Source organism: Paenibacillus melissococcoides (assembly GCA_944800085.1).
Lineage (GTDB): Bacteria > Bacillota > Bacilli > Paenibacillales > Paenibacillaceae > Paenibacillus_B > Paenibacillus_B melissococcoides.
The window spans coordinates 170,645-192,548 of sequence record CALYLO010000003.1 but is presented as its reverse complement, the minus strand read 5'-3'; the positions used below and the strand labels follow the sequence as shown (position 1 = coordinate 192,548).

At 54.3% G+C, this 21,904-nt stretch carries 22 protein-coding genes and 1 pseudogene; 8 read left to right on the top strand and 15 right to left on the bottom strand.

The annotated features are described in order from the left end of the window. Nucleotides 1-17 precede the first annotated feature (17 nt). The 6 genes from OCY70_RS12540 to OCY70_RS12515 form a co-directional block, all read right to left on the bottom strand. Nucleotides 18-269: a VOC family protein gene (locus tag OCY70_RS12540; protein ID WP_249725641.1), complete on the bottom strand. Its 252-nt coding sequence runs from the start codon at nt 267-269 to the stop codon at nt 18-20. A 370-nt stretch (nt 270-639) separates the two neighbouring features. Next, the gene (locus OCY70_RS12535) at nt 640-954 is read right to left on the bottom strand and encodes a hypothetical protein (protein ID WP_213431176.1); all 315 of its coding nucleotides are present in this window, start codon (nt 952-954) and stop codon (nt 640-642) included. Nucleotides 955-995: 41 nt separating this feature from the next. After that, nucleotides 996-1,202: a hypothetical protein gene (locus OCY70_RS12530; protein WP_213431175.1), complete on the bottom strand. Its 207-nt coding sequence runs from the start codon at nt 1,200-1,202 to the stop codon at nt 996-998. 8 nt (nt 1,203-1,210) lie between these two features. Beyond that, nucleotides 1,211-1,513 (bottom strand): hypothetical protein, encoded by a 303-nt coding sequence (locus OCY70_RS12525; RefSeq protein WP_249725640.1) that lies wholly within the window; start codon nt 1,511-1,513, stop codon nt 1,211-1,213. Then, nucleotides 1,482-1,778: a hypothetical protein gene (locus tag OCY70_RS12520; protein ID WP_249725639.1), complete on the bottom strand. Its 297-nt coding sequence runs from the start codon at nt 1,776-1,778 to the stop codon at nt 1,482-1,484. The genes OCY70_RS12525 and OCY70_RS12520 overlap by 32 nt, the downstream gene beginning before the upstream one ends. Nucleotides 1,779-2,240: 462 nt before the next feature. Then, the gene (locus OCY70_RS12515) at nt 2,241-3,599 is read right to left on the bottom strand and encodes an IS1182 family transposase (RefSeq protein ID WP_261944512.1); all 1,359 of its coding nucleotides are present in this window, start codon (nt 3,597-3,599) and stop codon (nt 2,241-2,243) included. Between the two features lie 372 nt (nt 3,600-3,971). Here OCY70_RS12515 and OCY70_RS12510 point away from each other — a divergent pair, with 372 nt between their 5' ends. Then, complete coding sequence (locus tag OCY70_RS12510) at nt 3,972-4,199, top strand: hypothetical protein (RefSeq protein ID WP_213431306.1); 228 nt, start codon at nt 3,972-3,974, stop codon at nt 4,197-4,199. A 256-nt stretch (nt 4,200-4,455) separates the two neighbouring features. Here OCY70_RS12510 and ptsP read toward each other — a convergent pair whose 3' ends face one another. Continuing rightward, nucleotides 4,456-6,183, bottom strand: coding sequence for a phosphoenolpyruvate--protein phosphotransferase (ptsP, locus tag OCY70_RS12505; RefSeq protein ID WP_213431305.1), 1,728 nt, complete (start codon nt 6,181-6,183; stop codon nt 4,456-4,458). Next, the gene (locus OCY70_RS12500) at nt 6,180-8,069 is read right to left on the bottom strand and encodes a glucose PTS transporter subunit IIA (protein WP_213431304.1); all 1,890 of its coding nucleotides are present in this window, start codon (nt 8,067-8,069) and stop codon (nt 6,180-6,182) included. The genes ptsP and OCY70_RS12500 overlap by 4 nt, the downstream gene beginning before the upstream one ends. A gap of 315 nt (nt 8,070-8,384) precedes the next feature. On the opposite strand from OCY70_RS12500, the pseudogene OCY70_RS12495 reads away from it, so the two are divergent. Continuing rightward, nucleotides 8,385-9,544: pseudogene (locus OCY70_RS12495) on the top strand (IS110 family transposase). A 214-nt stretch (nt 9,545-9,758) separates the two neighbouring features. Here OCY70_RS12495 and OCY70_RS12490 read toward each other — a convergent pair. Beyond that, the gene (locus OCY70_RS12490) at nt 9,759-10,193 is read right to left on the bottom strand and encodes a CoA-binding protein (RefSeq protein ID WP_213431240.1); all 435 of its coding nucleotides are present in this window, start codon (nt 10,191-10,193) and stop codon (nt 9,759-9,761) included. Between the two features lie 42 nt (nt 10,194-10,235). Continuing rightward, nucleotides 10,236-11,540: a 3-phosphoshikimate 1-carboxyvinyltransferase gene (gene aroA, locus OCY70_RS12485; RefSeq protein ID WP_213431239.1), complete on the bottom strand. Its 1,305-nt coding sequence runs from the start codon at nt 11,538-11,540 to the stop codon at nt 10,236-10,238. Nucleotides 11,541-11,655: 115 nt separating this feature from the next. Here aroA and OCY70_RS12480 point away from each other — a divergent pair, with 115 nt between their 5' ends. Beyond that, nucleotides 11,656-11,970 carry a rhodanese-like domain-containing protein gene (locus OCY70_RS12480; protein ID WP_213431238.1) on the top strand — a complete coding sequence of 105 codons (315 nt, stop codon included), beginning with the start codon at nt 11,656-11,658 and terminating at the stop codon, nt 11,968-11,970. Here the strand turns inward: OCY70_RS12480 and OCY70_RS12475 are convergent. Then, the gene (locus OCY70_RS12475) at nt 11,967-12,479 is read right to left on the bottom strand and encodes a shikimate kinase (RefSeq protein WP_213431237.1); all 513 of its coding nucleotides are present in this window, start codon (nt 12,477-12,479) and stop codon (nt 11,967-11,969) included. The genes OCY70_RS12480 and OCY70_RS12475 overlap by 4 nt on opposite strands. A 213-nt stretch (nt 12,480-12,692) precedes the next feature. Here OCY70_RS12475 and OCY70_RS12470 point away from each other — a divergent pair, with 213 nt between their 5' ends. Continuing rightward, nucleotides 12,693-13,013: a methyltransferase gene (locus tag OCY70_RS12470; protein ID WP_213431236.1), complete on the top strand. Its 321-nt coding sequence runs from the start codon at nt 12,693-12,695 to the stop codon at nt 13,011-13,013. A 38-nt stretch (nt 13,014-13,051) separates the two neighbouring features. On the opposite strand, the gene gndA is transcribed toward OCY70_RS12470, so the two are convergent. Both gndA and OCY70_RS12460 read right to left on the bottom strand, forming a co-directional pair. After that, nucleotides 13,052-14,464, bottom strand: a complete 1,413-nt coding sequence (gndA, locus tag OCY70_RS12465) for an NADP-dependent phosphogluconate dehydrogenase (protein ID WP_213431235.1) — start codon at nt 14,462-14,464, stop codon at nt 13,052-13,054. A gap of 162 nt (nt 14,465-14,626) precedes the next feature. Next, complete coding sequence (locus OCY70_RS12460; RefSeq protein ID WP_213431241.1) at nt 14,627-15,241, bottom strand: hypothetical protein; 615 nt, start codon at nt 15,239-15,241, stop codon at nt 14,627-14,629. A gap of 389 nt (nt 15,242-15,630) precedes the next feature. On the opposite strand from OCY70_RS12460, the gene OCY70_RS12455 reads away from it, so the two are divergent. Beyond that, nucleotides 15,631-16,875 (top strand): IS110 family transposase, encoded by a 1,245-nt coding sequence (locus OCY70_RS12455; protein WP_261944499.1) that lies wholly within the window; start codon nt 15,631-15,633, stop codon nt 16,873-16,875. Nucleotides 16,876-17,170: 295 nt separating this feature from the next. Then, on the top strand, nt 17,171-17,806 hold the full coding sequence (locus tag OCY70_RS12450; RefSeq protein WP_213431011.1) for a YktB family protein: 636 nt from the start codon (nt 17,171-17,173) through the stop codon (nt 17,804-17,806). A 135-nt stretch (nt 17,807-17,941) separates the two neighbouring features. Here OCY70_RS12450 and OCY70_RS12445 read toward each other — a convergent pair whose 3' ends face one another. After that, on the bottom strand, nt 17,942-19,120 hold the full coding sequence (locus OCY70_RS12445) for an MFS transporter (protein WP_213431010.1): 1,179 nt from the start codon (nt 19,118-19,120) through the stop codon (nt 17,942-17,944). A gap of 203 nt (nt 19,121-19,323) precedes the next feature. Between OCY70_RS12445 and OCY70_RS12440 the strand changes: the two genes are divergently transcribed. Together OCY70_RS12440 and OCY70_RS12435 are read left to right on the top strand one after the other, a co-directional pair. After that, nucleotides 19,324-20,799 carry an aminotransferase class I/II-fold pyridoxal phosphate-dependent enzyme gene (locus OCY70_RS12440; protein ID WP_213431012.1) on the top strand — a complete coding sequence of 492 codons (1,476 nt, stop codon included), beginning with the start codon at nt 19,324-19,326 and terminating at the stop codon, nt 20,797-20,799. Between the two features lie 142 nt (nt 20,800-20,941). After that, nucleotides 20,942-21,358, top strand: coding sequence for a DUF1885 family protein (locus OCY70_RS12435; RefSeq protein ID WP_213431009.1), 417 nt, complete (start codon nt 20,942-20,944; stop codon nt 21,356-21,358). A 113-nt stretch (nt 21,359-21,471) separates the two neighbouring features. Here the strand turns inward: OCY70_RS12435 and OCY70_RS12430 are convergent, their stop codons facing one another. After that, on the bottom strand, nt 21,472-21,780 hold the full coding sequence (locus tag OCY70_RS12430; protein ID WP_168178910.1) for a DUF1292 domain-containing protein: 309 nt from the start codon (nt 21,778-21,780) through the stop codon (nt 21,472-21,474). Nucleotides 21,781-21,904: the final 124 nt, after the last annotated feature.

Here is a 21,904-nt window from a genome sequence, read left to right as displayed (position 1 = left end):
GCCGGTGATCTCCAGCGCTACGCCAAAAATGCCTTCCCGGCTCTCGGCGAACGCCGCAAGGCGCGTCCCAACTGCGTCGTCCGCAGCTTGTCCGGCTCCGTTCCCGCGATCACTTCAAGAAATCCGGCGCCAAAATAGGCGACCTGCGCCTTCGCGCCGGGAAATGCCTCCACCTTGCCGGTAAACCGTGCTCCGGTTGTGCTGCTTATCTGTTCGACTGCCTCATCCACATCGCGAACAGCCAAAGTCACATGATCAAGCCTCAACATGGGCTCTGTTCCCCTCCGTCCGACGGGGCGTACGTCCGGGCGGACGCCCAATGTGCAAGCATGCCGCGGATGTCTCGCTCCGCCTTATCCAGAAGCTGCTTCTGACGGCGAATATACGAAGCTTACGCTCATAAAAAGCGATGGCTTCCTCCGCGCATGCCGGATCCCCGCTGCCGGGAAAGCCGGCGCATAGCTGAAACAAACGGGCCAATTCCTCCGCACATGGTGTGAGAGTCAAGACTGCGCCAGCATTCCATTTGCCGTTCAGAAAGAGTGACACTTCTGCCTATCCCGATGCCGTTATGTATATCTACTCAGACCGGAGCAACCTTCCCGGGAGCATCGCCGGCGATCGATTCACGCCCAGACGCTACCCCTTGTCCCGATAGGAGGAGATAAACCCATACCACCAATAGATCGAGAAAAGGGCGCTGATCAGCACATAGATCGCCCATAACGCGCCTTCCTTCAGACCATTCCAGAAATAATGCAGCTCTGTCATGCCTTCGCCTCGGCCCATCGCATTCAGGAAGAATACCGTAAATCCCGTCACCAAAATGACGATATGCGCCAGCGATATCCCGACCCTTTTGCGGATGATCAGGCTGAAGGCACTGGCCGCCAGACTAATCCCGAACACCGAATAAAAGCTTAGCCATACCCAACTTGCATTGGTCGCCCACATAGACTACTTCTCCCTATTCATAATGATGTATCCATTCCAGGTTACGGCGCATACAGCAGCGCAACCCCAATAATCGACAGCACCACGGCAAGCAAGAACACCACGTAGGCAGGCTTGCTCAGATGCGCTGTCTGTTTGCCATAATAACCGCTCCTGCGAAAAGGGCCGATCCACAACTCCCCGATCAGATTCAACACGACGGCCAGCAGACTTCCGCAGATCTCTTCTTCGACATCTCCCTCTACCAAATGGCCCTTCATATTCGCATTATATTCCGACAGGGGGTGTCAGTATGCCCCGTCGTACGCGACAGCAAAAGCGCGACCCGCTCATAGATTGCGTCCAACTCCTCCATGCTCGCCAGTTCGGCCCGATGCTCGAAGGTCACATGGAACGCAGGATTGCGGCTTGCCAGCGCTTCCAAATACCCAAAGGCTTCACCGTAACGGCCGTCGCCATTCTGCTCAGGCAGCACCGGCAAATGATGGTGGAAGTTCCCTTCTTCGGGGAACACCCGCTTCGATACATCAAGCCGCGCCGTATCGGGAAGCCAGTTCAACCTCCGCCTCCATCCGCGCCATCGCCTCCGCCCGCTCCTCCGGGCAGACCGCGTTCAGCTTCGGCAATGGATAGCCAAGGGAATCGAGGATGGGCCCATGCACGCCATAGTGAAGCTGATGGCGGGCGCAGAAATCCTGAACCGCTTGCACTTCCTGCTCATCACGCAGCATGCAGACCTCCATGCCGTTAATCGGCCCGCGCGCCGGCTCGTGCCAACGCTTGGCCGCAAATGGTCCCCACATCCCCGCCTGCAGTCGTCTCATCTTATCTCTCCTCACCTATCGCCGTTATGATGCCATATACAAAATATATAGGGAGAAACTTCTTTTTCAACATTATACCAGAAAAAATCTGACATGCTTCTACAAATGCAGACAGAAACGGAGTTTTTTTCCGAGATTCGCAGTAAAGAAAAAAGGGGTGTCCCAAAAGTAGTATTTCACTACAGTGAGACAGCCCCCCTTGATTCTCAAAGCTCGACTCGCCGAAAAACTGCAAAACTACACTTTTCCTTTATGACGTGTACTCCGTTACAGGGAATCCTGCAAAACAGCATCAATTTCTGACTATCCAATCGATAAAAGACAAAAATCGATGAACATCATGTACTTTTCAGGCTGTTGGAAAACCCCTGTTTTTTACGAAGTAATATCATTGTAATATCATTTTGCTGGGAAAAAGTGGTGTTTGGTGAGAGAGAATGGAGGGGGGATGGGGTCTTTGCTTTACCCCACCCTTCTGGCGAGATGTGTGGCTATCTTTTTTATGTTCTGTGCAGTGGCTGTCATTAGCACTTGCTCCTGCACCTTGTCTCTTCCCCGAAACCGGCAATAGCGAAGTCCATGGAGCACTTTGGCATCCGCGAAACTTCGCTCAATGGTTTGGGCGCGTAGGGCATAAACGGCTTTTCCGCTCTCACTCTGGAAGTTTTGAACTACTTTCTCTTTGTGTTCTTCCCAGATATGCCGTTGTATGGTGCGTTGTTTATTTTTGTTCTCGTTACACTTGCTCAATAATGGACAGGCAGCGCATTGTTTGGGATCGGATTTATAATCTCTGAATCCTTTTCGTGTTGTGGTGCGGTACGTGAGTTCTTGCTGGTTTGGACAGATAAAAACATTCTTTTCTGCATCATAATGAAATTTCTCTTTGGGAAATACACCGTGTTCACGGGTCGAACGCTCTGGAATAACTGCCGTGATGTTTAATTTGTTCGTACGGTAACAAACATAGGCCGTCATGTAACCAGAGTCGAGTGCAACGGCCTCCAGCGACTTTTCCCAGCCAAACTTCTCTATTTGATGTAGTAGACGATCCACATAAACAACCGAATCATTCACATTTCCAGGCGTAACGTAGCAGTCCGTAATCACGTTGTATTTATGATCTACGGTGCGGTGATCTAAATAATGAAACCCTTCCGGTTTTCCATCCCGATTCAGGTTTCCGCTATCCGGATCTGTTAAGCTAACTTTTTGTTCCTTGGTTTCGGCCTCCTCTTTGGGAGGCAGTGGCTTTTTTCCAAAAGCGACCCGATCCTCATTCACGGCTTGCTCCAGCTCTTGGAGATATTCATAAGGCGTACAAGTGACTTCTCGTTTCTCGTACCGTCCGTTATTGGCATTTGCCTTGATATGCGTGGAGTCGGTAAAGAGCAGCCGCCCTCCCACCATGTTGTGCTGAATCGCCTGCTGAACGATATTATCGAAGATATCTTGGAAGACGGTAGTATCCTTAAACCGATTTTTCCGGTTCCAGCTAAAGATCGAATGGTCAGGCGCTTTGCCGGAAAGCCCGAGCCGTAAGAACCACCGAAAAGCCAGGGAATCGTTGACGACTCGCTCCAGTTCTCGCTCTGAGCGAATGTTATACAAGTAGCCGATCAGCAGCATTTTAAAGAACACAATGGGATCCACAGATGGTCGGCCGTTCGACTCGCTGTAGTAAGGACGCACAAGGTCCAAAATAAAGGTAAAATCAATATGTTTATCGATATGACGAAGCAAGTGATCAGGGGCAACCATATGCTCAAGACAAACCAGTTCATAGTCCAGTTGTGGGTTGGGATCATTCGTGTAAAGCATACAAACACCGCGCTTTCCATGGATTATGATAAGAACATTATACCAAATTAACGCGGTGAATGGGTAATTAACATAGACTTTCTCAACACTCTGAAAACTGCAGCATTTCGCCACTTTAAACGCTCTCTACGCCTTGCCGTAGAGGAATTGCTGTATTTTTGCAGCAATCCTATTTTTCGCAACCTCGTGTCAATAGAATTGCTGCATTCTTGCAGGATTGGTAGAGTAAGATAATCAGTGGTGCGAGAAATGTTGCAGCTTTTGTGGAGCAAGGAACGAGAGTGGTGGGTGATACTGCAGCTTAGGCGGAGTGAATGACCCGGAGCTTCAGACGTTCTGGCCGGGAACGACAGAAGAATATAGAAAGACGTATTGGCGAACCGAGCCTATCAGACCTTGAACGGCGTCTTGGAGCGTCTGCGCATCGGCGCGCCCGGGCGGATCATCGCCATTGGCTCGCTGCGGTTGAATGCTGAATTATTTGGGTTCTCCGCAGCACCGTCTTTGCCGGACTTCATTCCGCTTCATTTCTATCCGCATGACTATATCGAGAAGGTGCTTCACGCCGAACTGGCCGCTCCGCTACGGCTCCCGTTGTAACCGTACCACCGAATTTTGGCGGGGTTCATGCGGATCTCTCCGAATCCGGATGATTTGCGGGACATGGAAAACCGGCCGCCCATCTCCTAATTTGTAAATGTGGATAAAAATGAAAGGTACGCCCTCGGTTGCAGTATTTCGCCGGAGTTTGTCTTCAATCTCAGGCATGGCCCCGTTATCCGGGGACCATGCCTGTTCTGGTTTGGAGACAGATCCTCTCCATAGGAAGAGGCCGGGAGGCCTTACCGAATTGAGGTCACGACGTAAAATGCCGTTCGATCAGCTCATCGATCTCGGCCTTGGAGCGGGCCGCGAAAATGCGTTCCGCCAGCTGCTCGCTCCCGGTTCGGGTCGCGCGGTGGATCGCCGCCTTCACCCGCGGAATGAAGCGCGAGGACATGCTCAGCTTGGTGACGCCCAGCGCGATCCAGAGCGGCACCGCCCGCGTGTCCCCCGCCATCTCGCCGCAGACGCTGATGCCGATGCCGCGCGCCTTGGCCGCCTCGATCGTATGGCGGATGAGACGCAGCACCGCCGGATGGAACGGATCATACATATGCGCAATCTGTTCGTTCATCCGGTCGACGGCAAGGGTATACTGCACCAGATCGTTCGTGCCGATGCTGAAGAAGTCCACCTCTTCCGCCAGGCGATCGGCGATCAGGGCCGCAGCCGGAACCTCTATCATAATGCCTACAGGCAGCTTCTCGTCAAATGGCAGCCCTTCGTCCCGCAGCTCCGCCTTCGCCTCTTCCAGCACCGCCTTGGCCGCGATAATCTCCTCCACGGACGAGATCATCGGGATCATAATCGCGATCGGTCCTGACGCGCTCGCCCGGAGAATGGCGCGGAGCTGAGACTTGAACAGCTCCTGCTGGTCGAGGCAGATGCGAATCGCCCGGTAGCCGAGGAACGGATTATCCTCTTCCGGAAGATTCAAATATTCCATCGGCTTGTCGCCGCCGATATCGAGCGTGCGGATAATGACCTGCGAGTCTTTGTAATGCTCGGCCGCATCCCGGTAGACCGTCAATTGCTCGGCTTCGGACGGCGGATACGAACGATCCATATACATGAATTCCGTCCGGAACAGCCCGACGCCCTCTGCCCCGTTCTGATCGGCGATCTCCAGCTCGCGCGTGGAGCTGATATTGGCCGACAAGCTGATGGTCAGGCCATCCTGAGTGACGGCAGGAAGCTTGACCAGCTTCTTCAGCTCGTCCATCTCCCGCGCATACGCTTCATGCCGGGCCTCGTACTGCTTCACGACCTGCTCCGGCGGCTCGATATGGACGATGCCATGCTCCCCGTCCACGATGACCAGATCGCCGGTCTGGACCGGCCTTGTAATTTTGCCCTCCAGTCCGAGCACGAGCGGAATGCCGAGCGCCCGGGCCATAATCGCCGAATGGGACGTCTTTCCCCCCAACAGCATGACGATCCCGAGCACATTTTTCGGATTGAGATGGACGAGCTGCGACGGCGACAGCTCCTTCGCGACCAGAATATACGGCTGCGTGTCGGTCGGCAGCGTTATCTCCGGCGCGCCCAGCAAATGCTTGAGCAGGCGGTTGCCGACATCCTTGATATCCAGCGCCCGCTCCTTCATATATTCATCGTCCAGCAAGTCGAACATCGTGACGAAGTGATCGATTGCCTCCTTGACCGCCACTTCGGCCGCCTTGTACTGCCGCTGGATGATGCCTTGAATCTCATTCATAAAAATCGGATCGTCCAATATGGCCAGATGCGCGTCAAATATGGAGGACTCTTCATTTCCGACCATCTCGCGAATCTCGCTCTTAATGAACTCGATCTCATCCTTCGACGAACGGATCCCTTCATACAGCCGCTCGAATTCGCGGGCCAGATCGGACGGATCCATCTTTTCCTCAGGCACGTCCCATTCCCATGTCGGAAGCACGAACGCCTTGCCGATGGCGATCCCGCTGGAAGCCCCGATTCCCTGCACCTTCTGCGTCATCGTCTACCACCCCCGTTAGCATGCTCCTTCAGGACCACCGACATGACGGAAGTCTGCCCCCTTTTGACCGCCGCGAACGGCGCGAAGCTCCAGGAAGCGACCGCATCCGAATTCGTAATGACCATCGGGGTCGCCACCGATGCGCAGCGCTTCTTCACTTCGTTGTAGTCGAATTTAATCATAAGCTGTCCCGGTCTCACTTCATCACCTTCCTGTACAACTGCCTGAAAACCGGCGCCATTCAACGATGACGTCTCGATTCCGATGTGAAGGAGGACTTCCAACCCTTCCGGCGTCTCGATGCCTAGCGCGTGCATAGTAGGATAGACATGGCGCACTCGGCCATGTACGGGCGAGACGAGCTCGCCTTTGTCGGGCAAGAAGGCGACTCCTTGTCCGACAAGCTTTTGCGCGAAAATGCGATCCGGCACTTCTTCAATCGGGATCATCTTCCCTTGCACCGGAGCGACAAACCAGACTTGCTTCGAGTTGCGCTGCAGCCGCTTGACCATCTCATCCTTGATCAGCTCCGAATAGGTGCCGAAGACGACCTGCAGATGCCCCCCGCCCAGACGAATGACGCCCGCCGCTCCAAGCTTGCGGAGCGTATGGCGATCGACCAGCTTGTCATTGTTGACGCGAAGCCTGAGCCGGGTAATGCAGGCCTGAATGTCGGCAATATTATCCTTTCCGCCGAGCGCCTGCATGATGAGCGGCACCCGGTGCAGCAGGTCGCTTGCCATATCGTCAAGCAGGGAGCCTTCGACCCGGCCTGGGGTCGGAATCTGGAACTTCTGGATGGCGAAGCGGAATACGACGTAATAGATGAGCGCGAACGCGATGCCGATCGGGATAATCCACAGCGCTCCCTTCGACTGGTGAAAATTGACGACATAATCGATCGCTCCGGCCGAGAACGAGAAGCCGTGCCGCACGCCAATTTCAGCCGTAATCCACATCGCGGCCCCGCTCAACAGCGCATGGACGATGAACAGGTACGGCGCCGCGAACAGGAACGCGAACTCAATCGGCTCGGTAATTCCCGTCAACAGCGAGACCAAGGCCGCCGTCATATACGTCTTGCGCACCTTGGGGCGCAGGTCCTCCCGCGATTCATGGACAATGGCCAGCGCCACGGCGGGCAGCGCGAACATCATAATCGGATACAGACCGGCCATATATACGCCCGCCGCCGGATCTCCCGCAAAAAAACGGGGCAAATCGCCGCTGTACGTCATCCCTTCGGCATCGGTAAATGTGCCTACCTGGAACCAATACAGATTATTCAGGAGGTGATGAAGGCCGAATGCGACCAGAAGCCGATGCAGAACGCCATACAAAAAGACGCCGAATCCGCCCATAGCTAATATTTCCTGCCCCAAAAACTGTATGCCTTGCTGCATGAAGGGAGCCAGCATAATCATCACCCAGGAAAGGGCGATCGAGCACAGGGTCGTAAGGAGCACCGTAAATCGCTGGCCTCCGAAAAATTGCAAATATTCCGGAAAGCGCACATCCTTGAAGCGTTGATGGACGAGTCCCGCCAATATCCCGAAGATGATGCCGTTCAATACGGTCGGCTCGAAGGCCGAGCCGCTCCATTGATTCAGCAGCTGGCGGAAAATAAAGATGCCGAGCAGCGCCGACAAGGCGGCGACTCCGGCATTATTGGCCAGGCCAAGCGCAACCCCGAGCGCGAAAATGTAGGGCAGCACATAAAAAATCGTCCGGCCGGTCAGCTCGAACAGCGCGGCCGTATCCTGGAAGCCCGCGCCCGTCAGAAGATGGCCGAACGCCAGCGCCAGCGCCGCCGCAGGCAGCGCGATCAGCGGCTGCATAAGCGCCCGCGATAACTGCTGAAGAATCCCTAACTGATTCAAGGACATCCTCTCCTTCTACCAAGAATGGTAAGGGCTTCGCGGAGCTTTGTCAAAATAAACATTCATGAACTCTCGTTCGCAAACCTAGCATGAAAATAGCGAGGGTTTAGTGGTCGGACCTATTTCCCATACTGCTACTACATGACGCGAAACACGTTCTTTTTAATGGTGGTGTAACCCCGACAAATAAACTGTTGAGGATGAGTTCTGTGTACAAACCTGTGCTGGCTCTGTATGCCCAATCAGAGAACCGCGAACAGAAAAATGCTCAAGCTCGAATTCATCCGCCGTCATGTATTTCAGTTATGGAGGGAAGCCAAGATGGAAGTATTGCTTGAACGCTGTGCTGGAATGGACGTTCACCAAGAGACAATCGTCGTTTGTGTGATGACCACAGATGCTGCGGGGGAGGCCCACAGCGAGATCCGAACCTTTGGAACGATGACCAAACATCTTTTCGAACTGCTTAAGTACCTGGAGTCCCAAGGCGTTACACACATCGCAATGGAGAGCACGGGAATCTATTGGAAACCTGTCTACAACATCCTTGAAGGCTACTTCACCGTCGTACTGGCGAATGCGCAGCGCATTAAGAATGTTCCTGGCCGCAAGACGGATGTTTGTGATGCCGAATGGATCGCGAAGCTGCTTCGAGTCGGTCTAATTGAGCCCAGCTTTGTGCCATCCGAGGACTTAAGGGAGCTACGGGACCTCTGCCGACTTCGAAAAAAACGAATCGGCTCCCTAACAGCGGAGAAAAACCGAATCCAGAAGTATCTTGAAGCAGGTAACGTCAAGCTAGGCAGTGTCATCTCAGACGTATTCGGTGTATCCGGGCGCAGTTTGTTGCAACGCTTAATCGAAAAAGGTTACGTTGACGCGGAAGATGTTGAAGCGAGCGTCAAGGGTTCGATCAAGAACAAAAAAAGTGAAGTTACTGACTCTCTTTTTGGCACGATGACCCCGCATCAAATTCGATTGATTAAAGATTGTTGGGAGCATATCGAATACTTAGAGAAGTCCATTGCTCGGTTGGAAGCCGAAATTAACGATCACTTGGAGCCCTATCGGACGGAGTACGAACTGCTTCAGACCATTCCAGGTGTTAGCGAACGAACAGCTGCAGCACTCCTTGCAGAAATCGGGGCCGATATGGAGCAATTTCCATCCGCAGATCACCTTGCCTCTTGGGCTGGCGTAGCACCCGGCAGCCACGAGAGTGCAGGCAAAAAAAAAGTACAAAAAGCGTAAAAGGCAATCCTCATGCAAAAGTGACACTATGCGAAGCGTCTTGGGCAATCGCTCGCTCACGAAACACGGTCTTGGCAACAAAGTTCTGGAAGATTGCTTCACGACGAGGAAAGAAAAAAGCTTGCATTGCCATTTCACGTAAGATACTTATCATTGCTTACCACATGCTGAAGAACAAACAAATTTACATCGAAGGTGGACCACAAGCACCACTCATGCAGATCAACTAACCTTACAGCATTGACGAAACATAGCGATTTTAAACAAGGCCCCTTCAAAGAAGGTGGACCGGGCATCTTATGGTCATTTCTCAGAAAATTGCTGCTTTTTAAAGACGATAATCGTTCATGAGTGCGTTTGGATTTTCACAGAAAAAAAAGGCAGAAGCCGGGAGTTCCCGTTCGTCATCAGACGAGAACCCCCGGCGCCGCTGCCCGGTATGGGCTAAGATTCGGTCTTCCCATGCGGGAGCAGAATCGAATCCAGCACTTTGATGCACAAGTCCATGACACAGAACATGCCGTTGTCCGCGGCGATACGCGCTGCTTCTTCATTGACGATCCCCTGCTGCAGCCATAGGGCCTTCGCCTTGACCTCCGCCGCCTCCCGCGCAACGTCGGCGCAATATTCGCTGCGGCGGAACACGTTCACGATATCGATCGGAACCGGCACGTCCTTCAGCGAGGGGTTGCAAGTCTCGCCAAGAATCTTGTCCGCCTTCGGGTTAACCGGAATGATCCGATAGCCCTTCTTTTGCATCGCTTCGGCGACCATATAGGATACCCGTGTCGGGTCATCGGACAGACCGACCACGGCTATCGTGCTGCTCTCGTTCAGCAGCTTGCGGATCTCTTCTTGGGGCGGGTGCTCATAGCTCATTTGCATACACTCCTTTTACTGTCCTAAGCGGGATGGGAGCAATTATCCTTCCACCCATTCCACCTGCGCGCCCAATGCCCGCAAATGGTCAAAATATCGAGGATACGATTTGGCGACATGATGGGCGTCGCGAATGCGAAGCGGCTGCTGCGCACGCAGCCCGACCACCGTGAGCGCCATAATGACCCGGTGATCGTAATGCGCGTTGATCTCGACGCCGCCGGCTACGCCTTGCGGCTTCCCGTGCACGATAATCTCCGCCTGCCGCTCCTCCACATCCGCGCCGGCCTTGCGCAGCTCGGCCACATAGTCGGTGATGCGGTCGCATTCCTTGTACCGCAAGTTCTCTACATTGTAGAAGCGCGAGGTTCCATCGGCGAAGACGGCGGCCGCCACCATCGCGAGCACGGCATCGGTCGCCGCGTCTCCGTCGAACTCCACCGCCTTCAACGGACCGCCGCCCTGAATGCGAACCGTCGCGTCCGCATGCTCCAGCGGCACGTTCATCATGCGCAGCACGTCGACAATCGCGCGCTCTCCCTGCTTGCTGTCCTCGGTCAAGCCTTTGACGACGATGTCGGAAGGAACGACGGCCGCCGCCGCCAGCACCGCGGCCGAGCCCGGATAATCCCCCTGCACGACATAGGTCTTCGCTTCATAGCTTTGGTTGCCCGGCACCCGGAAATACATCAAATCTTCGCGGGCGTCGATGCGAATGCCCGCCTGAGCCAGCACCTCCAGCGTCTGGCCGACGACAACCTTGGATTTGAGATCGTCCACGACCTCGATGACGCTGTCCTCGCTCAGCAGCGGAGTGAGGAAGAGCAGAGCGCTAAGGAACTGCGAGCTGACGCTTCCCGATACGCGGATATGTCCGCCCTTCGGCTCGCCTCCGCGAATGGTGATCGGCAGCTTGCCCTCCCGATGCGACACTTCCACGCCCATCTGCGTAAGCGCCGCAATCAGATCGTCATGCGGCCGCTTCCCAAGCGAGTCCGGATAAGCATTGATGAAATTCACCTCCGGCAGCAAGGCGGCGACGGCCATCAAAAACCGCAGCACCGCTCCGGCATTGCCCACATTCAGTTCATGTGCCGGATCCGCCAGCTGCGGACGGCGTCCGAAGCCCGTAATGACCAGCTTCTCGTCGTCCTCCTCCAGCACCGCGCCAAGATCGCGCAGACAGCGGCGCATGGCATCGCTATCTTCACTGTGGGCCGGATAATATATCGTGCTCGTCCCTTCCGCCAATCCGGCGGCAAGCAAATACCGGGTCGTATAATTTTTGGATGACAATGCCTGAATTTCACCTTGCAGCCGGGATGTCGGCCTTACGATAACGTCCATGCGCTTCCACTCCTTTAAATTTAAACGTATAATAATGATAATATTCACTGAGCGCCTGGCTCCATGAGCCGGGACGACTCAAAAAATCCCATGGTGAAAGGATGCTTGTTCCCGAATGACACCCATCAAGACGATTGATGCCGCGGAGCTGAAAATCCGGCTGCAGCGCGGCGAAGCGTTAAACATGATCGATGTGCGCGAGAATGAGGAAGTTGCCCTAGGCATGATTCCCGGCGCCAAGCATATTCCGATGAACGAGATTCCGGAACGGCTTCAAGAGATCGATCCGGCAGAAGAGACCATCTTCATCTGCCGCAGCGGCTACCGCAGCGAGCGTGTGTGCGAATATGTGCAGCACCTTGGCAGGGACAATGCCGTGAACCTGGAAGGCGGCATGCTCTCCTGGGCCGAGCTGGAATCCGAGGACTAATTCCGTTCCATATAAGCGAGGATTCGGGCGCACAATTGTTCCACGGACTCGCTGTCCGTCGGCACGCACAGATGAGCGAAATCGTACAGCCCGCGGCGCTCCGCCATCAAGCGCCGAACCCGCTCCTCCACATCGCCCTGCAGCAGCGGACGGTTGCGGTCCTGGCGGACCCGCTCCACGATCGTCGCCTCCTCTGCCGTCAGATGAATCACGGTGGCCTGCTCCTTCATAAGCTTCCGGTTCTCTTCCCTCAAGACGGCCCCGCCGCCGGTAGCGATAATCTGAGGAACCTCCTCTTCCAGCAGCAGAGAGAGAATTCGTCCCTCCTGTTCCCGGAAATAAGCCTCCCCCCGCGCCGCGAAAATCTCGGGAATCGACTGTCCCGTCTGGCAGACAATCTCCTCGTCCAGATCGCGGAAGCGAAGCTTTAACCGTTCGGCCAACCGTGCCCCGACGGTTGATTTGCCGGTTCCCATAAATCCGATAAGTACAATCGAGCGGTTGCTCATGCTGGTATCCCCCGTCCTGCTGGCGTAAACTTCCCATATGATAGCATACGAGTCTTCCGTTCGACAATGGCGCCATGTATAAAAACGCCGCCTTCGACATAAAGATGATGATTATAAGAATGTTGTGCGCCTTGAGCGGGTGCGATGCCTGTTGCCTGATAAGAAGGTACAAGCATCGCCGGCAGCGATGAGGCCGCGTAGGAGTGAATCGGCATGTCCACCTTGCCCTCCCCGGATTCCCATTCCGCACAGCGCAGCGTATCCGCCCGTATGGCACGAATTATGGACACGCAGCATCCTCTGTGCAGAGAAGACATCGTGTGGGTATTGAACGTCGTCAAAAGCAAGCTTACCGAGAAGGATGAAGCCTGGGCCCGTCTCGGACCGGAACGGATTCTGCAAAATTTCCGCTATTTCGCTGAAATCTCCCTGCTTCTCATTCGCGGTGCAAGCTTCAGCGAGAAATCGGAACATATCCGCCAATATTTGGCCGAAGCCACATACGGGCTTCTGGACCAGGAAGGCCATCCGTAAATAACGCCGGGCCCACGCGGGCCCGGCGTTATGATGCCTTATTCGGACAACCAGTTATAGTGGAAGGTGCCTTCCTTATCGACGCGCTTGAACGTATGGGCGCCGAAGTAATCGCGCTGGGCTTGAAGCAGGTTCGCAGGCAGCCGCTCTGTGCGGTAGCTGTCGAAGTAAGCGAGCGCGCTCGCGAAGCCCGGCACCGGCACGCCGTAAGCGACAGCCGTGGCAACCACTTGACGCCAAGCATCCTGATAGGTTTCCACAATATTTTTGAAATAAGGATCGAGCAGCAGATTTTTCAGCTCCGGCTCCCGGTCATACGCTTCCTTGATGTTATGCAGGAAGCGGGAGCGGATGATGCAGCCGCCGCGGAAGATCATGGCGATATCGCCGTAACGCAAGTTCCAGCCGAACTCGTCGGATGCGGCGCGCATTTGGGCGAAGCCCTGCGCGTACGATACGATCTTGCTCGCATAGAGCGCCTTGCGCACATTCTCGATAAATTCGGCCTTGTCGCCCGCGAACGGCTTGGTCGCCGGACCTTGCAGCACCTTGCTCGCGGCGACGCGCTCTTCCTTCAAGGCGGACAGGAAGCGGGAAAATACCGATTCCGTAATCATCGACAGCGGCACGCCAAGATCGAGCGCGCTTTGGCTTGTCCATTTGCCCGTGCCCTTTTGCCCGGCGGAGTCAAGAATGACGTCCACCATCGGCTTGCCAGTCTCTTCATCATACTTCGAGAAGATGTCGGCCGTAATCTCAATCAGGTAGCTGTCAAGCTCCCCGTTATTCCACTCGGTGAAGATCGAATGAAGCTCCTTCGTATCGACGCCAAGCACCGTCGTCAACAGATGGTAAGCTTCGCAGATCAGCTGCATGTCGCCGTACTCGATGCCGTTGTGAACCATCTTCACATAGTGGCCCGCTCCGTCCGGACCGATATACGTGCAGCAAGGATCTCCGTTCACCTTGGCCGAGATGGAGGTCAGAATCGGCTCTACCAGCTTGTAAGCACTCTCCTGGCCGCCTGGCATAATCGCAGGCCCCTTGAGCGCGCCTTCTTCCCCGCCGGATACGCCCGCTCCGATGAAGCGGATGCCTTTTTCTTCTAAATATTTGCTGCGGCGCTGAGTGTCCGGGAAGTGGGCATTCCCGCCGTCAATAATAATATCCCCTTGATCCAGATGAGGCAGAAGCTGTTCGATCGTCGCATCCGTAGCTTGTCCCGCTTGAACCATAATCAGGATCTTGCGCGGCACAGCCAGGGAGTCCACGAATTCTTCAATGGTATATGTACCCGTCAACTGCTTGCCTGCCGCCTCTTGCAGAAGCGCATCCGTCTTCTCGCGCGAACGGTTGTAGACAGATACGGCGAACCCGCGGCTTTCGATATTAAGCGCCAAGTTTTTGCCCATTACGGCAAGGCCGATGACACCGATTTGATTCTTCGTCATATGGTCCTTCCACCCTTTATCTATAATTTGATATTGCGTAACATTACGCCTATTGTACCGCACAGGAATACACCCTGCAACATTCCGCCCGACATAAATCTTGCGGAAGGAAGGGTGTATATGGGTATTGGGTTTCCGGCCGCCGAAGGCTCCAGCGCATCCTTACCATTCGAGCTGAATCATTTCCCGGCGCAGAAGCTCGAGTCTATTATTGCACTCTGCCGCCTTCTCCGCATCATTCGTTCGCATCGCCTCATGCAATTCCGTCAGGGCATAATCAATCTCAAGCCGAAGCTCGCCTATCCGCTCCTCCGCCTGCGTGGACGCGAAGGCCTCCGCCATCTCCTCTATTGTTATAATGGGCCGCTTCTGATACAGCACCCGCTGCTCGGGTCCGCATATTTCCACGAGGCGAATCCGTTCCCCGAACATAATATTTTCGACCAGCACCTGTCTGTCCTTGCACCGGCGCACGACCGCATGGCCGCGGACATGCCCGATCATTCGCTCCATGAACTCCGATAATTTCTCGTCGCGTATCGTATAGTCGCCCACCAGCTTGAACCGATCCTGCAAGCGTTGAAAACGCAATTTGACCAGCTTCCGCCCCGTTCGGATAGACACGATAAACAATGTCTCATTCTCGCTCCAATACAAGGAATATCCCTCCTGTATCAGATCCCGAATGAGGTTTTGGATTTGCCGGCGGTCAAAGCGCAGCTCCAGATTGCGGTATTCGACCTCATCACTGCGGTTAACGGCAATCCCTCCTCGTATAGTATTTCCTGAAGGCAGTTTTGAGTCTTTTTCCAGTCCTTTATAGGAACATAGAATGCCTTCAAAATTTCCAGCTTGCACATTGAAAATTAATATGGGGACTGGACTTTCCGGAATGTCTCTGGACAATGGAACTTAGGGTTCCATTCGGGGAAATTCGTCTCCCTCCTGTAGTCCAATCTACTTTTTAAGTCTGTTTCTCCGGTACTCGCTTGCACTTCTTACCCGCTGGCTGTTCCCTTCGGCAACTCATGCCCGACTGTAGCAGCGTCGGGGCAGCTCATGAACCGAAGCGTGTTCTCATATGCGAGGGTGATTGATCGGCGAGTGCGCCGGAGACAGTCCGGAGAGTCCGTTCCCTGAATCCCTTATAGAAAGGAGGAATTCTCTTGAAGCTTTTTGTCGGTATTGACGTCAGTTCCGAAGAACTGGAAGCCTGTTTGATGAAATCGGATGGCGACACCCTGGAGACCTTCAAGACCACCAACAATCTGCACGGCGCCTCTTACTTGCGGGATCGCATCATTTCTGCTGCGGTCAAGACAGCCTGCTCTGAGGTTCATATCGGGCTTGAAGCCACATCCGTCTACAGCTGGCATCCAGCCATGTACTTGCATGAAGATGAGGCCCTTCAACAATTGAATGCCAAGGTGTTCACCATTAATCCGAAGCTGATTAACAAATTCAAAGACGCTTATGCCGACCTGGACAAAACCGATCGCATCGATGCCTGGATCATTGCAGACCGCCTGCGTTTTGGCAGACTCACGACGACTATCGTGATGCAGGAACAGTACATCGCCTTGCAGCGGCTCACTCGCATGCGATTCCATCTCGTACACAACCTTACCCGCGAGAAGCAATACTTTTTGCAAAATCTGTTCTACAAGTGCAATGCTTTTCGCGCGGAGGTGGACAGTTCCGTGTTCGGCCATGCCATCATGGAAATGCTCTCGGAAAAGTATAGTCTGGATGAGATGGCGAATATGGATGTCGCCCGTTTGGCTGACTATCTCAAGGACAAGGGGAGAAATCGTTTCCCCGATCCCGAACACGTCGCCCGCTGTATTCAAAAGGCGGCTCGGGCCTCGTACCGTCTCTCGAAGGTTGTCGAGGATTCCATTGATTTGGTGCTGGGCACCTCAATTCAGTCGATCCGGAGCATCCAGAGTCAGCTTAAAGAGCTCGACAAGGCGATTGAGCGCATTTTAGACGGCATTTCCAGCAGCCAGTGCCTCCGTTCCATTCCGGGCATTGATCGGGTCTATGCCGCAGGCATCCTGGCCGAGATCGGCGACATCGACCGCTTCACGGATCAAGCCGCCTTGGCCAAGTATGCGGGTCTGACGTGGCGCAAGCACCAATCCGGCTCCTTCGAGGCGGAAGATACAAAGCGCATTCGTTCCGGCAACCGATTCCTTCGCTACTACCTTGTTGAAGCTGCCAACTCGGTAAAAAACCGCGACCCGGAATTCGGGGAGTACTACCGGAAGAAATTCAATGAAGTCCCTAAGCATCAACACAAACGTGCCCTCGTCTTAACGGCAAGAAAACTTGTGCGTCTGGTCGATGTGCTGCTACGCAACGACCAACTCTATACGCCCAGAAGGAAGGTGAAGCCGACAGAGCAATAATGCCTTGGCTCAAGAATTTTCTTCTCTAATTCCCAGTTAAATTATGGTATTTTACTTAATTTTCGACTGGGTCTAGTTTGGTGATGCCTTTTTTGGGATTGATCCTGCTGCACGCCAAGGAAATTTTCCAATTCTCATCAATCAGGGACTTGACATCATACCGCTGGACTTACGATATCGTATACTCCATCATATGATTCGGTAACTTGGTTATTGACTCGAATTGCTCGCGCCGCTCAAGTTGGTGCGGATTATGGTATAATCGGCTTACAACGGCACGAAAGGAACGATAACGATGAGCATTTCATTTACCGGATTTAACGCAACCGACTTCCAGGTTTTCCTTATCGAAGGACTGGAAGCCCGCATGGAAGGAATCCGCGAACAGATCCAGCCCAAGTTCCGAGCGATAGGCGAAGAGCTTGTCGGCGATGCCGCTGTGCAGAGCGGTCAAGAGATGTTTTTACATATTGCGAAGCATGCCCGGCGCACTGTGAATCCGCCGAAGGACACGTGGCTTGCCATCGGTCCGAACAAGTGCGGCTACAAGTCGCTGCCCCATTTCCAGGTCGGATTGTTCGATGACCATGTGTTCATCTGGCTGGCCTTCATCTATGAAGTGGCGAACAAGCGCAATATCGCGAGCATGATGCTGAACGATACGAAGCGGTTCCGCTCGCTTGTGCCGGCCGATTTCGTGATCTCGATGGATCATATGAAAAAAGATAATGTCCGTCTTGGCGATATCACCGATGAGGAATTGAAGAAGATGCTTGTCCGCTTCCGCGACGTCAAGCAGGCGGAATGGCTCGTTGGGCGGAACATCGCAGCCCGCGATCCGATGCTGTCCGACGGCGAAGCGTTCATGGCGCTGGCCCGCCGCACGCTGACGGCGCTAATGCCGCTGTACAAGCTGGCCCTGGAAGCGTAGCTTCAGCCCGACTTCGCCAGCTCGGCGCCACGGCGAACCGGATAGACAAAAGGGTGATTCGCCCGCGCTTCTGCGGGAGAATCACCCTTATTTTATCCTTGCGTCCAAGCTTATGAGCCGTCCAGGATAGAGGGACTAAATGGAAGTTCCGGCCGTAGCCTTCGCCCGTTCCGCCACCGAGAAGCGAACGAGCAGGCCGATGGCCGCCAGGCATAGAATGCCGCCAACAATATAAGGCAGATTGGCGTTCCATTTGAAGATGGCCACGGCCAGCAGCGGACCGGCGATGCGGCCGAAGCTGTCCATCGATGAATTGAGGCCCGAAGCGACCCCCTGGCTGACTGTCGTCTTCTGTGTGATGAGGGATGTGACGCATGGCCGGATCAGCGCGTTGCCGATTCCGAAGACGCATAAAAATATCGTCGCGTTCACCATATTCGATGACAGCAGCAGGAGAAAAAAGCCGAGCGCGGAAATGACCAGCCCGGCGCCGATCGTCTTCTTTTCCGCTCCGTTCTTAATATAACGTCTGACGATTCCGCCCTGCACAAGCGCGCCGGCGAGGCCGCAGTAGAAGAACATGAAGCCGATGTCCACAGCCGTAATATCCGGAATGCGAACCGCCTGGAAATAGAGCAAGGTGGACTCCAGCCCGGCAAGCGTAAAGGTCACGAAGAAGGACAGCACATACAAATATTTCATCATGCCGGTAAAGGCCGTCCAGCGGGAAGGCGCCGCCTCCCGCGGCTGCATCCGCTTCTCCTTCGGCAGCGATTCCTGCAGCAGAGCAAAGCCGAGCAAGCAGGTCAGCAGCGTCAAGGCCGATGCGGCAAAAAAGGGCGCGTTATGTCCGAGCTTGCTGATGATGCCGCCGAATGCAGGCCCGAACGTGAAGCCAAGGCCAATCGCCATGCCGACCATCGCCATTCCCTTCGTCCGCCGCTCCGGCGGCGTAATGTCGGCAACGTATGCGACGATGACGGCCGTCACCGCACCGGAGAACAAGCCTCCGAGCAAGCGCGAGGCATACATCATCCACAGCAAGCCGTCGGCCAATCCGAACAGTGCGTAACTGGCGCTGAAGCCGAGCGTTCCGATGAGGATGATCGGGCGTCTTCCTACTTTTTCTGATAGCGCTCCCCAGAATGGGGACAGAATAAAGGATACGAGCGAATACAGCGAGAGCATCAGCCCCAGATGCACTTCGTTCGCGCCTGCATCGGTAATCATCATCGGCAGAACCGGAATGACGATGCCGAATCCGATAAATACCATCATCAGCATGAGCACGACGACAGTCATTTGTTTTTTCATGACACAGTTCCCTCCTATGTATACGTTCATCCTAACATAATTGGATATCACCGAAAATGACTAAAATGCGACAAATGTCACACTCTTGCGAGGTCCCGAAAAACTGCTTGCATTCCGAAACGTTTTTGTTAAACTTATCATTGTTTGCGTCAAGGTGCGCAGACATGTCTGCATTTTCAGCAAGAAAGGTTGTGATTACGGCGATGAACCACCATCGGACGCCTCTTTTTACCGCTTTGAAGGAGCATGCCGCCCGGAATCCGGTTCAATTTCATATTCCGGGACACAAAAAAGGCGCCGGCAGCGATGCCGAATTCCGGGATTTCCTCGGAGAAAATGCCTTCTCCATAGATTTGATCAACATTGCTCCGCTGGACGATCTGCACCAGCCGACAGCCGTCATCGCCGAAGCGCAAGCCTTGGCTGCGGATGCCTTTGGCGCAGATTATACGTTTTTCAGCGTACAGGGCACAAGCGGGGCCATCATGACGATGATTATGTCCGTCTGTTCACCCGGCGACAAAATTATCGTGCCTCGCAATATCCATAAATCGATTATGACGGCCATTATTTTCGCCGGGGCGCGCCCGGTGTTCGTATCGCCGGCAAGGGACGCCAATCTCGGCATCGATCACGGCATCACGACCCGATCGGTCCGCCGGGCGCTGGAGAAGCACCCGGATGCGAAGGCGGTCCTGGTCATCAATCCAACCTATTTTGGCATTTGCGCCAATTTGAAGGAGATTGTCGATCTGGCCCATTCCTACGGCGTGCCGGTGCTGGTCGATGAAGCCCACGGCGTCCTGATCCACTTCCATGAGAAGCTGCCGATATCGGCGATGGAAGCGGGCGCGGATATGGCGGCGACCAGCGTCCACAAGCTGGGAGGCTCCATGACCCAGAGCTCGGTTCTCAATGTCAATGTCAAGAACGGGCTCGTCAATCCGTACCGGGTCCAGACCATATTCAGCATGCTCACAACGACCTCGACTTCTTACTTGCTGCTCGCTTCACTGGATACGTCCCGCCGCAATCTGGCCCTGAACGGCCACGCGATCGCGGAGCACACCATTGAACTGGCCGAGGAAGCGAGAGTGAAGATCAACGGGATTCCGGGCTTGTACTGCTTCGGGGAGGACATTCTTGGGGGCGAAGCGACCTATGACTTCGATCCGACCAAGCTGACCATTCACGTGCGCCACCTTGGCATCACGGGCTACGAGACCGAAAATTGGCTCCGGGATCATTACCAGCTCGAAGTCGAGCTCAGCGATATGTACAATATTTTGTGCCTCGTGACGCCGGGCGATTCCAGGGAAACGATAGAGACGCTTCTAGAAGCTCTGCGGGAGCTGTCCGCAACGCATTTCGAGAAGAACGAGGTGCAAGAGCTTATCGTTAAAATACCGGAAATCCCGCAGCTCTCGCTCATTCCGCGGGATGCGTTCTACGCCGACACGGAAGTCGTCCCGTTCAAGGAGTCTGCTGGACGCATTATTGCCGAGTTTATTTATGTTTATCCGCCCGGAATTCCGATTCTCCTGCCGGGCGAGGTCATTTCGCAGCAAAATATCGATTACATTCGGGACCACGTCGACATCGGATTGCCGGTCAAGGGTCCGGAAGATCGGAATATAGAATACGTCAAAGTCATCGTGGAAGAAACCGCGATCTTTTAAAGGAGCAGCCGCCCAGCTATGGGCGGCTTGTCCTGTATCTACAGGAGCAGATCGGCTGTCTCTGATGCGTCATGAAAATATTGCCAACGGATGGGCGCGATGATATGATGAGGATGATCCGAGGTTGCATGGAGGTGGAAGGATGAGCCAAAGCGCATTCATTACATTTGTGGAAGGATCGGCCGTACCATCCGTCACACTGGATGAACTGAAAGAACAGCTCCTCAGTTACCAACACCAGACCAGCTTGACCGGAGAGCAATTGGGATGGGAATACGCCGACGCCGCGTTCCCGTATACGATCGAGACGAAGCCCGAACAGGAAGAGCATTGGTTCTACCTGAAGGGGACCTCTCCCCAATATCATTATATCGTGTTCGGCACCGGGACGAAGGAGGGAGATCCGCCCCGTTCCCGCGTGCAGGTGGTCCTCCCGGAAGGAGCGACCCATGGCGACAAAGCAAAAGGCAACGAGCTGTGCAAATATTTAGCGAAGAAATGGAAGGCTGAGTTGACCTTGTTCAACGGCCGGACCATGTACTTCAATCCGCGGAAATAATTCCGAGCAACAACGGCAGATTACAAACGTGATAGCAGCAAAAAGCTCCGAGCGGCCGCTCGGAGCTTCATGGTCTTCACCGGGCCTGCCGATGAAGACCTGCATTGCTCAGATTAGTCTTCCTGGGAAGCAACCAGTTGATCGTAGGCTTGCTGGACGCGCTCCCATTCCTCGTCGTCTTCAATCGGATTCAGAACCATATCTTCATCCTCTTCGTCCACGCGCACAATGATGCCATCCGCTTCCGGATTGTTGCGTTCCAGCAACAGAGCGTATACTTGCTCGCCTACATTGAACGTCTCAACGAGAGCCATATCGATCTCATTTCCTTCTTCATCTACGAGTGTGACGACCAATTCGTCATGTTCGTGATCATGTCCGCAGCCACAGTCATGGTCATGGTTATGTTGATGTTCGCTCATGCGTGAATCTCCTTTGTTTTCAGGTAATGTGTTGGTTACACTTCCGTATCGTACCACTTTCTGAAGGGCAGGTCAACGAAGCAGGAGCGATGTCACGTATGTAGGCGGCGGATGATCCGTTCAT

Excerpts from the sequence above, each read along its gene's own strand:
- OCY70_RS12440 (WP_213431012.1), top strand. The coding sequence starts at position 19,324 with ATGAACCACCATCGGACGCCTCTTTTTACCGCTTTGAAGGAGCATGCC.
- OCY70_RS12500 (WP_213431304.1), bottom strand. The coding sequence starts at position 8,069 with ATGTCCTTGAATCAGTTAGGGATTCTTCAGCAGTTATCGCGGGCGCTT.
- OCY70_RS12490 (WP_213431240.1), bottom strand. The coding sequence starts at position 10,193 with ATGAGCTATGAGCACCCGCCCCAAGAAGAGATCCGCAAGCTGCTGAAC.
- OCY70_RS12515 (WP_261944512.1), bottom strand. The coding sequence starts at position 3,599 with ATGCTTTACACGAATGATCCCAACCCACAACTGGACTATGAACTGGTT.
- OCY70_RS12450 (WP_213431011.1), top strand. The coding sequence starts at position 17,171 with ATGAGCATTTCATTTACCGGATTTAACGCAACCGACTTCCAGGTTTTC.
- OCY70_RS12520 (WP_249725639.1), bottom strand. The coding sequence starts at position 1,778 with ATGAGACGACTGCAGGCGGGGATGTGGGGACCATTTGCGGCCAAGCGT.
- gndA (WP_213431235.1), bottom strand. The coding sequence starts at position 14,464 with ATGACGAAGAATCAAATCGGTGTCATCGGCCTTGCCGTAATGGGCAAA.
- OCY70_RS12430 (WP_168178910.1), bottom strand. The coding sequence starts at position 21,780 with ATGAGCGAACATCAACATAACCATGACCATGACTGTGGCTGCGGACAT.
- ptsP (WP_213431305.1), bottom strand. The coding sequence starts at position 6,183 with ATGACGCAGAAGGTGCAGGGAATCGGGGCTTCCAGCGGGATCGCCATC.
- aroA (WP_213431239.1), bottom strand. The coding sequence starts at position 11,540 with ATGGACGTTATCGTAAGGCCGACATCCCGGCTGCAAGGTGAAATTCAG.
- OCY70_RS12470 (WP_213431236.1), top strand. The coding sequence starts at position 12,693 with ATGTCCACCTTGCCCTCCCCGGATTCCCATTCCGCACAGCGCAGCGTA.
- OCY70_RS12435 (WP_213431009.1), top strand. The coding sequence starts at position 20,942 with ATGAGCCAAAGCGCATTCATTACATTTGTGGAAGGATCGGCCGTACCA.
- OCY70_RS12475 (WP_213431237.1), bottom strand. The coding sequence starts at position 12,479 with ATGAGCAACCGCTCGATTGTACTTATCGGATTTATGGGAACCGGCAAA.
- OCY70_RS12480 (WP_213431238.1), top strand. The coding sequence starts at position 11,656 with ATGACACCCATCAAGACGATTGATGCCGCGGAGCTGAAAATCCGGCTG.
- OCY70_RS12540 (WP_249725641.1), bottom strand. The coding sequence starts at position 269 with ATGTTGAGGCTTGATCATGTGACTTTGGCTGTTCGCGATGTGGATGAG.
- OCY70_RS12445 (WP_213431010.1), bottom strand. The coding sequence starts at position 19,120 with ATGAAAAAACAAATGACTGTCGTCGTGCTCATGCTGATGATGGTATTT.
- OCY70_RS12535 (WP_213431176.1), bottom strand. The coding sequence starts at position 954 with ATGTGGGCGACCAATGCAAGTTGGGTATGGCTAAGCTTTTATTCGGTG.